The sequence below is a fragment of the Pedobacter miscanthi genome (assembly GCF_003315595.1).
Classification (GTDB): Bacteria; Bacteroidota; Bacteroidia; order Sphingobacteriales; family Sphingobacteriaceae; genus Pedobacter; species Pedobacter miscanthi.
The window spans coordinates 95,065-108,822 of record NZ_QNQU01000015.1 but is presented as its reverse complement, the minus strand read 5'-3'; the positions used below and the strand labels follow the sequence as shown (position 1 = coordinate 108,822).

Here is a 13,758-nt window from a genome sequence, read left to right as displayed (position 1 = left end):
GCAAATTGTGTTTTTAGAGTAGCTTTAAACATTCAAATTTATTTGTTAGGATAATTTAGACATTGAGTTAACATTTATCAACTAGTTGTTAACATCGTGGATAAAGTAAATGTTTTTATTAATGAGAAAAGTAGATTTTCTGGTAATCGGTTCAGGTATAGCGGGTTTGAGTTTTGCACTTAAGGCTGCAAAATTCGGTAAGGTTTTAATTGTTACGAAGTCGAATGAAGACGAATCTAACACAAAATACGCCCAGGGCGGTGTTGCAGTTGTGGTAGATAAGGGTGATTCTTTTGAAAAACATATCGAAGATACGCTGATTGCGGGCGATGGATTATGTGATGAAAAAATTGTGGAAATCGTTGTAAAAGAGGGGCCTCAGCGTATTCAGGAGATCATTGATTACGGTATAAATTTCGATAAAGACAACTCAGGATTCTACGATTTAGCTAAAGAAGGTGGACACTCTGAACATCGTGTTTTACACTATAAAGATATCACCGGATACGAGATTGAAAGGGTGTTGCTAAATGAAATACATGAGAATAACAACATAGAGATATTAACACATTACTTCGCACTGGAGTTGATCACACAGCATCACCTGGGTGAATTTGTTGATAAGCGTACCGAAGATATTAACTGTTATGGGATATATGCCTTTAACACAGAGCTTAACGATGTGGAAAAGATTGTGGCAAATGTGACTGTGATGGCTTCGGGTGGTGCGGGTCATGTATATTCGGCTACAACAAATCCGGTTATTGCAACAGGTGATGGTATGGCGATGGTTTACCGTGCAAAAGGAAAAGTAAGGAATATGGAGTTTATTCAGTTCCATCCAACTGCTTTATATCATCCCGGGGAGTATCCATCGTTTCTTATTTCGGAGGCTGTTAGGGGTTTTGGTGGTGTTTTAAGACGTAAGAACGGTGAGGAGTTTATGCAGGAGTATGATGAGCGTAAATCGCTTGCTCCGCGCGATATTGTGGCCCGTGCAGTAGATAACGAAATGAAAAAATCAGGCGATGACTTTGTGTATCTGGACATTACAATGCGTAAGAAAGCGGATATTTTAAAACATTTTCCTAATATATATGCAAAATGTTTATCAATTGGGATTGATATGACGAAAGATTATATCCCGGTTACACCTGCCTCACATTATATGTGTGGAGGTATCCTGGTGGATGAATACGGACGTTCTTCTATCAAAAATCTATATGCCTGCGGAGAATGTTCGTCAACAGGTTTACATGGTGCTAACCGTTTGGCTTCCAACTCATTACTAGAAGCTACTGTTTTTGCACACCGAATTTACCAGGATGCGATTGAAAACTTTAAAAGCAATGTTATTCCTGATCATATTCCTGAGTGGGATTCTAAAGGGGTTACCCAGAGTAATGAAGATGTTTTGGTAACGCATAATTTAAGGGAGCTGCAAAAAATTATGGGCGATTATGTTGGTATTGTACGTTCCGATTTCCGTTTGGAAAGGGCACATCGCCGTTTATTCCTGATTTATCAGGAAACGGAAGAATTTTATAAAAAGAATAAGGTATCTGTTAAACTTTGTGAATTAAGAAACGTAATTCAAACCGCTTATTTAGTAATTAAATCGGCTATGCAACGTAAAGAAAGCAGGGGATTACATTTCACGACAGATTATCCTGAACATGCTAAGGAGCTTGTAGATACTGTTTTTTAGCCCCTGTCAGCCTGAGCCTGTCGAAGACCTGTTTGTAAGCTTCGACAAGCTCAGCATGACAAATCGATTTATAACCCATTATCCATATTACATCATCCATCTAACATTATATTATGCCTTTAATACTACCCGTAAAAGATAAATATCCTGAAATAGGAAAAGATAATTTTATTGCCGAAAATGCAACTATCGTTGGTGATGTGGTAATTGGTGATAAATGTTCGGTATGGTTTAATGCCGTGATTAGAGGCGATGTAAATGCTATTACCATCGGAAATGAATCGAATATACAAGATGGTGCAGTAATCCATGCTACCTACTTAAAAGCATCTACGCATATTGGTAGCCGTGTATCAGTAGGGCACAATGCCATAGTACATGGCTGCACCATTCAGGATAATGTTTTAATAGGGATGGGGGCTATTGTAATGGATCATGCCATTATTGAAGAATATTGTATTATAGCTGCTGGTGCTGTGGTTTTGGAGAATACAATATGCGAAACAGGTTACTTATATGCAGGTACACCTGCCAAAAAAATAAAGCCCATTACTGAAGAGCAAAGGGCTTTATTAAATAAATTACCTGATAATTATATTATGTATTCGGGTTGGTTTACCCAATAATGTACGTCATTTCGAGCGGAGCATAGCGTAGCCGAGAAATCTGTCTCGAGATAGATCTCTCCGCTTCACTGCGTTTCGGTCGAGATGACGACCTAATTATGGCGTAGCAGGTGGTATCACCAATGGATCTTCGCGTTCCCAGTTTGGTTTTAGATCAAGCAAGGCTTTTAAATACCATACTTTTTCAGGTTGATAACCACCTTTAACACTTCCTGTATCCCAGATTCCGTTTTTATTTTCATCGTACACAACCCTGAGCATATATTTGCCTGCAGGATATTTAGAGAAGGTAATCTTTGAATTTTTATTGATCGGATACGATTTTATAATATCTTTTTTCTCGGTTAAGAACTGTACTACATAACTTTTACTGGTATCGGGTACAGTTACGTTTAATACCAGTGTAGTGTATGCATCCTGACTTTCCAGTGTAAATTTCTTGGGCACATCTTTATTTTTAGCATTAAAAATAGCTGTAAATGCACCTGCACCTAATTTTAAATCGTAAGTCTTTTTAACTTTCCAGGGATATTTAATGTAGTATTTTTGCTGATCCACACTATCTTTTACCAGCTCGAAATTGGTGCGTTTTACAGAATCTTCGAGTAATGTAATTTTAGATGGATCTGCAGCAGTCATCGGGAAAGGAAAGATTAACGTTAATTGCTGAAAAGGATTTAATTTACCTCCCGATAGGTTATCGTTAATGGTTACTTCGCGTGTATACGTATCTTTTTTACCACGTGTAAAATTTAAAATTTGTAATACTTTACCCTGATCCTGGATGGCCAGTTTTACCGAATCGAAGCTTAAATCCTTTAACCACACTTTTGCAGTGTCGTTGTTCTTCGAAAAATGTACATACTTATCTACATCAACTGCAGGAGGATCGGTAACCGTAATTTTAGGACTTTTAAGCTGCTGATTAAAGTTGATTGATATACTTCCATCATTATTTAATTTTCGGTCAACCACACGAAACTCCGGGGCCAATTCTTTAAAAATCTGCAGGTTGATGTTGTCAATATTTTTATCGATTACAAGGGGCTCTTTAATAAAACCTACCTCATCCGAAGTCTGCTGATAGATTTTATCGCCACCACCACTACTTTCTTTAATCGCATAAACTTTATAGGTACCTTTTCTTAAATTGTTTAATTTATAAGTTCCGGCACTATCGGTAGTGGTATATATGGATGGACGTCTCTTTCCAAAAATAGTATCTCTTTCTAAGGGAAGAATAAATACGGTTGCATCTTTTTCTGGTTCGTCGCTAAGCGAATTGATTACTTTGCCACTGATGGATAGTGAATCAATTTCGGGGCCGGTAGAAAAAACATACGATAAATTTTTAACTACGTTACCTTCGTTTACATCGGCAATTGCTTTACCAAAATTTAAGGTGTATGTTGTATTTTTTTCCAGGGAATCCTGAAGTGCAATTTCGAGTCTTTTCTGGCGCTTCTTTAAAACCGGAAGTTTCTCCTGATCGGGCGAAATCGAAAATTCTTTAAACTCATCCTTGATATTAAAATATTCATCAAATTCGATGATGATTTTTTTTGCATTAAAATTCCTTGTCTGATTTTTTGGTGTCATACTTAAAACTTTCGGTGGCTTGGTATCTTTTGGCCCCCCCTGAGGGCTTTGGATACTCGCGCAACCAAAAAATAGAAGCAGGGCTGAAAAAGCCAATAAGATTTTAAGGTTAAAATAATGATCTTTTAAATTTGGCATATTTTAAACGTTCTGACGGATTTTTATACTTTTTGGAACTCTAACATTAAAAAATCTTATTATTGCTTTATATCGATTTATTTAAAGTCTGTTTTTATTTTGTTAAGCTGTTGATTATCAACTACTTATTAATATAAACCATTAAAACTGATATATCTGAAGGTGAAACACCTGAAATTCTGGAAGCCTGGCCTAAAGTGCGTGGTTTGATCTTAAATAATTTCTCACGTGCCTCTTTTGAAATGGAAACAATTTTATTGTAATCAAAATCAGGTTTAATTTCTTTGTCTTCCATTTTCAGCATCTTGGCTACAATTTCATTTTCCTTCTCAAAATAACTTTCATATTTAATTTTGATTTCGGCCTGCTCAATAGTTTCATTATCTAAACCTTTTGTAGCTTCTGCTAAAGGTTTACTCACTTTAATCAGATCCTGTAAACCAACATGTGGTCTGCCAACCAAACTATGGATTTTTACATTTTGATTCAAAGCGCTTGAACCTAAACTTTCGAGCATCGGATTTGCATCGCCCATTTCGATACCTTGATTTCTGGTAAACTTTACCAAAGCATCTGCATTTGCGATTTTCTGATTTACTTTTTCTAAACGCTCGTCCGAAATTAATCCCAGCTCATGGCCAATAGGAGAGAGGCGGATATCGGCATTATCCTGTCTCAATAATAGACGATGCTCGGCTCTTGATGTGAACATACGATAAGGCTCTTCCGTTCCTTTGGTTACCAGGTCATCAATTAAAACACCGATATAACTTTCTGATCTTTTCATAATCAGCTCGTGTTTATCATTGATTTTTTGGTGTGCATTTATGCCGGCCATGAAACCTTGACAAGCGGCTTCTTCGTAACCTGTAGTTCCGTTAATTTGTCCGGCTAAAAATAAATTGCTGATCAATTTAGTTTCTAATGTTAACGATAATTGGGTAGGTGGGAAGAAATCATATTCTATGGCATAACCTGGTCTGAACATTTTTGCCTGTTCAAAACCTGGTATTAATCTTAATGCTTTAAATTGGACATCCTCCGGAAGAGAGGTTGAAAATCCGTTTACGTAAATTTCGCAGGTGTTCCATCCTTCAGGTTCAACGAAAATCTGGTGACGATCGCGCTCTGCAAAGCGATTAATTTTATCTTCAATTGATGGGCAATATCTCGGGCCTAAACCTTTAATACGACCGGTAAACATAGGCGATTTTTCGAACCCTTCTTTTAAAGTTTCATGTACTTCACTATTGGTATAAGTGATCCAGCAGCAACGTTGATCGGTAGTAACAGGTGTATCGGTGAAGGAGAATTTACTTCTGTCTTCATCGCCCCATTGCTCTTCCATTTTAGAATAATCCAAACTTCTTCCGTCTACGCGTGGGGGAGTGCCGGTTTTCATACGACCAGCTTCCATGCCCAACTCTACTAATTGTTCGGTAATACCTGTTGAAGATCTTTCTGCTGTTCTACCACCACCAAACTTTTTCTCTCCAATATGAATAATACCATTCAAGAAAGTTCCATTGGTGAGTACCACTGCAGTACTTTCTACTTCAATGCCTAATGATGTTTTTACACCGTATACGGTATTATCTTTTACCAGTAAGCCAACAACACTGTCTTGCCAGATGTCTACATTAGGTGTGTTCTCTAAGGCTAATCTCCATTCTTCTGCAAAGCGCATCCTGTCTATTTGGGCTCTTGGACTCCACATCGCAGGTCCTTTAGATTTATTAAGCATCCTGAATTGAATAGTCGATTTATCTGATATAATACCAGAATATCCACCAAGTGCGTCAACCTCACGAACAATCTGGCCTTTAGCTACGCCACCCATTGCAGGGTTACAACTCATTTGGGCAATAGTACCCATATTCATTGTTATTAATAAAACAGATGATCCTAAGTTAGCAGCAGCGGCAGCAGCTTCACAGCCGGCGTGACCAGCACCAACAACAATCAAATCGTATTTTGAAAACATTTTATTATATATTTCTTTAATGTTCCACGTGGAACATTATATTTTTACTACTTTTTATGAGATGCTGTAATGAATTCAGCATGACGTTGTGCAATGTTCCACGTGAAACATAACGTGGAAAACAGGATAGAATTGTTTGCATTCTATTCTGAAAGCTCCAGCCAGCGCATGGTATATTCATCCAATTTAGATTGCAGGCTTTCTATTTCACTTGAGATTTCCTGAATCTTCACATAGTCTGATGCATCAATATTGTTTAAGGTTTTGGTTAGCTCAGCTATTTTAGCTTCAGTATCCTCCATGCCTTTTTCGCTATCTTCTAATTCTTTCTGCTCTTTAAAACTTAATTTTTTTGCAGTTTTAACCGGCACCTGTTCTACAACTGGGGTAGGCGTTTTCTTGGTTTCGGGTTTGGCTTTTGGCTGCTCTAAACTTAGGCGATATTCTGAATAGTTACCATTATAAATTTTAACCACACCTTCGCCTTCCATGATAAATAGCTGATCACTCATTTTATCAAGCAGGTACCTGTCGTGTGATACCAACATTAGAATACCAGGGAAGTTCTCTAAAAATTCTTCAAGTACATTTAGCGTGTCGATATCCAAATCATTTGTTGGCTCATCCAGAATTAAGAAATTTGGATTTTGCATCAGCACCTTCATCAGGTTCAAACGTTTCTTTTCACCACCACTTAGTTTCTCAACCATGCCATGTTGTTTCTTTGGCGGGAAGAGAAATAAGGTTAGTAGGGCAGAAGCAGTAATCACCGAACCATCTGCCATTTTGATAAATTCGGCATCTGATTTTACAATATCAATTACGCGTTCTTTTGGATCGAAAGTTAAACCGCCCTGTTTATAATAACCGAAAACGGTGGTCTCACCTGTATCCACGGTTCCGCTATCTGGCTTTAAATTACTGGTGATAATGTTTAATAAGGTCGATTTTCCGGTTCCATTTTTTCCTGCAAGGCCAATACGATCGCCTTTTTTAAAGGTATAACTGAAATCGTTTATTGTTGGGCGTCCATCAAATGCTTTTGCAACGTGTTCAACCTCAATAATCTTCCCGCCTTGTCGCGACATCTTCATTTGGAGGTTAATACTCTGATTATCAGACTTTTTCTTCGATTTTTCCTCTAATTCGTAAAAAGCATTGATTCTGGCGTTAGATTTCGTTCCACGAGCCTGTGGCATGCGTCTCATCCACTCCAATTCTTTCTTTAATAGCTGTTGGTTCTTATGTAAAACCGTTGCATCTAAAGCTTCCCTTTCCGATTTTTTCTCCAGGTAGTAAGCATAATTTCCATTGTAGTTGAAAATTTTACCCCTATCCAATTCTACTATTGTGTTGCAAACGTTATCCAGAAAGTACCTATCGTGCGTTACCAATAGAATTGTTTTTTGTCCGGTGGTTAATAATTTTTCCAACCATTCAATGGTATCAATATCCAAATGGTTGGTTGGCTCATCAAGTACCAAAATTTCGGGATCTTCGATCAACAATTTAGCTAAAGCCAAACGTTTCTTTTGTCCACCAGATAGGGTAGAGATTTTCTGTTGAAGATGGGTAATGCCCATCCGGTTAAGAATGGTTTTGATTTCATGCTCATATTCCCAGGCGTTATGCTCACTTAATTCTTCATACAAACGATTAAGCGTTTTTTCATCCGGATTAGGGTCTTCGATCAGTTCTTCATATTCCTTAATCAACTGTTGTTGTTTATTCTCTAAAGAAAAAATATGATCGCTAATTGAAAATCCTTCGGTAAACTGAGGTTCCTGATCAAGGAAGCCAATTTTAACGGCTTTATTTTTTACAATTTTACCTTCAAGCGGAGGGAATCTTTCGGCAAGTAATTTCAAAAGTGTACTCTTACCGGCGCCATTAATTCCAACCAACGCTACGCGCTGACCAGAGTTGATCCCCAGGGTTAAATTCTTAAACAGCCATTCGTCATGGTAACCATGTCCTAAGCCTTCTGCCGCAATTAGTGTGCTCAATTTTATTGTATTTCGGATTTATAAAGGAAAATTAGTGCAAAGGTAAGTATAAATTAGTTGCAACGGCATATTCAATGTTGAAAGGACTTATGTATCAGGTAAAAATGGCAGAAACTTGATTGATAATGGCCACGGAGGCTCGGATGAACACGGAATAGCCTTTTATCCATTTTGTGATAGTGAAGGATAATTTATGGCTTAAAAGTCAATATGATTGACAGAAAGTCTCGGTCTCTAACTTCCCTAAGTTATCGTGATTTCGAGCGCAGTGCAACGCAGTCAAGAACCCGGAGGTTTTACGAAGTAAAATCTGTCTCGAGGTAGATCTCTCCACTTCGCTTTGCTTCGGTCGAGATGACGAGTTTTTTATTACAGTCTTTCAAGGTTGCCAGTCGAAGGATCTTTACTTGGATATTTTTGTATTAGCTTTTTGCTACAGTTGAAGGGAGGTATTTGATATTGGTGGTTCACTAGTTTATTCGTCATTGGTAAAGTAGTATATAAAAAAAACAGCGGTTGGACTCGCTCCACCGCTGCTTCAATCATTAACTAAAACTAAACTTTATCTTTCTTGATGTTTAGAAGATGGCTTCTAAAACATCTGCTTTAATATCATTATATCTGTTCGCATTGTAAGTTGCAATTGGTGTTGCGCTTATGCTGCTATCTGTTGCGGTAAAATCATTAGTGTTTACTTTTGCAACCGCACCTAAAACTGCTGAATAACTTTCGGTAGAACCACTTAATACTAAACTTGAGGCGCCATTAATATTTGTATTTAAGTTTACTGTATTTGCTTTAATATCGGCAGTAGCACCATCATTTAAAACCACATCAAGGTTTAAGAGGTTAAAGTTTCCTGCTGTTTTAACACTCGAAATGTTTGATGCTTCTATAGCAGTAATGTTATTTACGTGTGCGATAACGGTTAAGGGCTCTTTGGTGAAAGAACTGATCCTTAATTCGCCATTTTGTTGTTGTACCAATGCGTTTTTTGCATAGTAGTTATCGTAAACCTGAACGCTTTCTTTAGCATCCTGTACTAAAATTACTTTCACATTTCCACTTACTTTAATTTTAGTGATGTTTTTAACCGAAGTGATATTGGTGTAATTACTGTTATTTTCGTTTGCATTTGCTGTAACGCTTGCAGTACCTAAAATGATTGTTGCCAAGGCTGCTGCAAATAGGGTTTTAATAGAAGTTCTCATGACTTTATATTTTTAATTTTTTAAATCTTTTTTGTGTTTTTTCGAATATAAGACTGAGGCAAACAGGAAAAGTTGCAAGCAGATTGGCTGTATTATACCAGCAGAGGGTAATTGTCGACGAACGCCGTTAACTTTTAGACGAACACCAATAAAAAATATAAAGGGTAGGAGGTATTTAGCTTTTAATTAGGGAGTTATGGTAATAGGAATGTCATGAAAACATATCCGTCGTTTCGAGCGGAGTGCAGCGAAGTCGAGAAATCTATCCCGAGATAGATCTCTCCCTGCCCGAAGCAGGCGAGCGTTACACTGCGTTTCAGTCGAAATGACGATCCGGAAAAGAATAATGTAAAGGAGAATTAAATCAATCCAAATTCGGCTCTATAGCCTAAATGTTCATCTTCTTTTTGGGTCATCAGCGTTTTAGCTGCTTTTCCTTTGTCTTTATAACCCAATAGGTGCAGGGTTCCGTGGACCATGATGCGACAAACCTCATCAAATGCTGAAGTTTTAAAGGTTTTGGCATTTTCTTTTACGCGTTCGATACTGATAAAAATATCACTAACAATCTGTTTTTCTTCTTCAGAATTATCGAAAGTGATGATATCAGTGTAGGTATCGTGATTTAAGTATTGCTGGTTGATGCCTAAAAGGTACTCGTCGCTACAGAAAATAAAATTGAGTTCCTGCAGTTTGTAACCTTCTTTTTCAATGCTAGTTTTGAGCCACTTCTTTATTTTAAGTTTTTGTGGAAGGTTATAGCTAACAGATTCGGTGAAAAAGGATATTGCAGGCATAATATTGTAGTTTGTACTGCAAATTTAGGAAATATAATTTATGGAGCGTTCTCTAAGCCTCAAAAGGTCGTCATTGCGAGAAGGCTTTTTCAGCCGACGAAGCAATCTTAAACTATGGGTTATAGCGATCGTTGTAAGATTGCTTCGTCGTGCCTCCTCGCAATGACGAATTGATTTATTGACTAATATTCAACGATTTTAAATACTCGGCAATTTTATTTTTATAGTAATAATTTAAGCTAGGAGGCAGTTTTTGCAGCATATCGTTTCCATTTTGTTGCTGTTTTTTAAACTGATCTACCATTTTCTGGTAAGATGGTGGAAATTCTTTAGCGGCTTTACTTTCACGTTTCGAATCTTCTTCCTGGTCGCGTTCTGCTTTTTCTGCTTCTAAGAGTTTGGTTAACAGGTCTTTCTGCCTGTTTAAAGTTTCCTGTTGTAAACGTTTGTTAACCAGATCGCTCTCGGTCTGCTTCATTTCCTTAATGGACTCGTTCAGGTTGCCCATTTTACCGGTACCATCCTTGTTTTCTTCGCGATTGATTTTTTCCAGTGCCTGACGGATCATTTGCTGTTGCTGTGCCATTTTTCCAAACTCCTGGCTCATTTGCCCTTTACCCACTGTGCCCTGGTTACCTCCCGATTTCTGCATCTGTTCACGAGCCTGCTGCATACTTTTATTCAACTTATCCTGCATTTGTGAAAGCTGTTTCATGCCCTGCTTCTGTTTTTTTCCACTGCCACCTTTGCCATTTTTTTGCATGTTCTGCAACTGGCTTAATGCTTCGCTCAGCATCAGGGTGAGGTTATTAATAGAAGTCATCGTAAATTGCTGGAAACGGTTAGCTTCTGCTGTCCGTCTGTCGCCAAGGCTTTCCAAACTTTTATCAAGGTTAAAATTGATTTTATTCATTTCCTCATTAACCGTCGATTCGATCTGTGGTACGCGTTTGCTTAAACTGTATAAACTATCTGCAATGGTTTTAAGGTTATCTTTAATGCTGCGCTGTTTCTGTACATTACTGGTATAAGAGGGATCGGTAGCGGTCATTTTCTTTAAAGCCAGCATCACCTTTTCCTGATCGAAAGATGTGGTGAGCAGATTTTCCAACAAACGGCGCAACTCTTTGGCATTCAGGTTATTTTCCATTTCTTCGCCCTGTTGCTGCATATCGCTCATTTTTTTAGATAATTTTTCCATCTGCTCGGCCGCTTTCTGCTGTTTCTGACTGGCATTTTTCGAATCTTTTTTATCTAAAGCATCCTTACTGTCCTGTTGTTCTTTCTGTATATCCTGAACATCTTTTTCAGGATTTTCGTAAGGATTTGGTCTTTCTAAACTCTTATTTTTTTCCTCTAGCTTTTTAAGATCATCTTTAAGGTCTTTCATTTCCTTATTAAGCGCATCCTGTTTTTGCTTTAAGGCTTCGTTATCCTGTTTTTTATCTTTGGTTTGTTCTGATAGTTTTTTCTGTTCTTTGGCAAGTTCATTTAAACGATCGATATCGGCCTGTAGGTTCTGCTCAAATTCTAACTGTTTATAAAGTTCTAAAATACGATCTAATTCATTTTTGAGGGTTTTATTGTCCAGCTGCATTTTAGAAAGTTCATCCTGTGTCTGATCTTTATTTTTTTCATTCATCAGGTTCTGCAGTTTCTGCAGCAGCTCTTTGGTTTTCTCATCAAGCACATTATCAAACAAATCTTTAATCTGTTTCTGTTTTTCTAAAAGCTCTTCGGTCTGTTTTTGATCTTCCTGTTGCTGGATATTTTTGTCATTCTGTTCTTTAATTTCCTTAACGGCTTCATCAAGCTGTTTTTGTTTATCCAAAAGGGCTTCGATTTGCTTTTTATCTTCGAAAGAAATCTGTTTTTTATCGATCAGGCTTTCGGCAACTTTTTTACTTTCTTTTTCGATGGTATTTGCTAAACGGATAGCAGATTGTACTTTTTGTTTTAAAGCCTGGTTACTGGCATTTACCTGCTCCGCGGTTTCTTTTTTAGTAGGCTGTTTGAAGGTTTTAATTTCCGATCTGGTAACTTTTGCTCCATTAACGCCATCATTATCGGCCACTTCGAAATAATATTCAATTTCCTGTCCGGGTTTGGCTGCAGCGGTTTTTAAATCCCAGAAATAGAAAAAGTTATTCTCGGTTACGTTACTTTTAATCGCAATATTTTTGGTAAATGAACCAACAATCCGGTTATTTTCTTTAATGTTATATTTAAAACTTAAACGGCTAAAGCCATAATCATCAGTAACATTCCCGCTGAAATACAGTGCTTTATTGCTTACCGAATCTGGTTTTTCTTCAACATTTATCCCTGGCGACTGATCTTTAACCACGGTAATCTGATGAGATAAAGAATCGCGCAGAGTAACATATTCATTTTTAGGGGTAACGCTGTATTTTGAGTTATTTTTAATGACGGCATTGAAAGCCGATTCATTGTCTTCCACTGGTAAAACATTTTCGGTACCGTTGAGGATAAATAAAATCGAATTGCTTTTTCCGGTTTTAAAATTCCAGGTAACCTTTGTTCCTTCGGGTAGGAGCATATCGCCAACATTGGCAACCTCTTCAGGCTTTTTTCCTAAATAAGCAGGAAAATTTAAAGTTGCGGTTGCATTAAGTAACTCCGGACGTGGTTTAACGGTAAGGGTAAAAACCGACGAACTAAAACCGCCGCCTTTAAAAACCAGTTTTTTATCGTTCTGGATGTTTTTAATGCTGTAATTAAACTTGCTGATGTTCTCTTTCTGTAGTTTATAAGTGTTTTTTCCGTCTTCTACATAAATTTCGGCAGGGAGCTGATCACCAGATAGTTTGAGGTTTATGGTAACGTCATCACCCTGTGTAACGGTTAAACTTTTATTTAAAATAGTAAAACTGAAAGGGGCTTTAGGTGCAATGTATTCATTGTATTTGAAAAAACTGTTCGTACCCTCGCGCAAAATGGCCGGGGCGATGATGGCAATAAGTAAAATGATGGAAAGCGGAAGAAAAAGGTACTTTAAATACCTGCGGTTATCGTTAATGCTAACAGCGGTGTAAAAGGGAACGGGTTTAAGTTCGAGGATTTTCTGATCGATACTGGCAATAATGAGGTGGTTGTTATTGGGCTGGTTTTCTGACAAGCGGTGAAGTTGCAGGGTGTTGAGCAATTTATCCTTAATATCGGAAAAGTGGTTTCCGATGATAACCGATGCTTCGTCGAAAGTAAGGTGTTTGCCCAATTTCAACATCGATAAAAGCGGTTTTACAATGAGAAAACCTATTAACAATATTCCGATCAGTAGATATGCGAAAAAAACAAAAGTTTTTAAACCTGCTGATGGGTTGAGGTAATAAAGGCTTAAAAAAACGATTAAATATAGGGCTAAGAGTATTGCTGCAGCATAAATGCTGCCCCGTAAAATTTTATTGAGGTAAAATTTTCGGATAAACTCATCAATCTTCCGTAATAATTCGCTGTAGTTATTGCTCACCATATCACCGTAAATGTAAAAATTGTTCCAGTCAATTAAAAGGAAAGCATGTTAAGGTAACGCGTTTATTTCAAATAGTTTACCAGTTAACGGATAATTGAGATGTTATTTTTTTCTTTGGAAAACGAAGGATGGTGTTTCATGGCGGTTTTCTGTCCCGCTTTTTGCTGCAACAAAAGCGGAAAAAGCTTTTGGTTTC

The 13,758-nt window shown here is 37.5% G+C and carries 8 protein-coding genes; 2 read left to right on the top strand and 6 right to left on the bottom strand.

Features of this window, described 5'->3' with window-relative positions; all coding sequences use genetic code 11:
• The first annotated feature begins 121 nt into the window (after positions 1 to 121).
• Positions 122 to 1,708 (top strand): L-aspartate oxidase, encoded by a 1,587-nt coding sequence (gene nadB / locus DRW42_RS17595; protein WP_113950195.1) that lies wholly within the window; start codon positions 122 to 124, stop codon positions 1,706 to 1,708.
• Between the two features lie 113 nt (positions 1,709 to 1,821).
• Positions 1,822 to 2,334: a gamma carbonic anhydrase family protein gene (locus DRW42_RS17590; RefSeq protein WP_113950143.1), complete on the top strand. Its 513-nt coding sequence runs from the start codon at positions 1,822 to 1,824 to the stop codon at positions 2,332 to 2,334.
• A 96-nt stretch (positions 2,335 to 2,430) separates the two neighbouring features.
• On the opposite strand, the gene DRW42_RS17585 is transcribed toward DRW42_RS17590, so the two are convergent.
• The 6 genes from DRW42_RS17585 to DRW42_RS17560 form a co-directional block, all read right to left on the bottom strand.
• Positions 2,431 to 4,071: an Ig-like domain-containing protein gene (locus DRW42_RS17585; protein WP_113950142.1), complete on the bottom strand. Its 1,641-nt coding sequence runs from the start codon at positions 4,069 to 4,071 to the stop codon at positions 2,431 to 2,433.
• Between the two features lie 121 nt (positions 4,072 to 4,192).
• Positions 4,193 to 6,055, bottom strand: a complete 1,863-nt coding sequence (gene mnmG, locus DRW42_RS17580; RefSeq protein WP_113950141.1) for a tRNA uridine-5-carboxymethylaminomethyl(34) synthesis enzyme MnmG — start codon at positions 6,053 to 6,055, stop codon at positions 4,193 to 4,195.
• A 143-nt stretch (positions 6,056 to 6,198) separates the two neighbouring features.
• Positions 6,199 to 8,061 (bottom strand): ABC-F family ATP-binding cassette domain-containing protein, encoded by a 1,863-nt coding sequence (locus DRW42_RS17575; RefSeq protein WP_113950140.1) that lies wholly within the window; start codon positions 8,059 to 8,061, stop codon positions 6,199 to 6,201.
• A gap of 578 nt (positions 8,062 to 8,639) precedes the next feature.
• Positions 8,640 to 9,272 carry a GIN domain-containing protein gene (locus DRW42_RS17570; protein WP_113950139.1) on the bottom strand — a complete coding sequence of 211 codons (633 nt, stop codon included), beginning with the start codon at positions 9,270 to 9,272 and terminating at the stop codon, positions 8,640 to 8,642.
• 359 nt (positions 9,273 to 9,631) lie between these two features.
• Positions 9,632 to 10,069: an rRNA maturation RNase YbeY gene (gene ybeY, locus DRW42_RS17565; protein ID WP_113950138.1), complete on the bottom strand. Its 438-nt coding sequence runs from the start codon at positions 10,067 to 10,069 to the stop codon at positions 9,632 to 9,634.
• Positions 10,070 to 10,244: 175 nt separating this feature from the next.
• Positions 10,245 to 13,562, bottom strand: coding sequence for a DUF4175 family protein (locus tag DRW42_RS17560; RefSeq protein ID WP_113950137.1), 3,318 nt, complete (start codon positions 13,560 to 13,562; stop codon positions 10,245 to 10,247).
• Positions 13,563 to 13,758 lie beyond the last annotated feature (196 nt).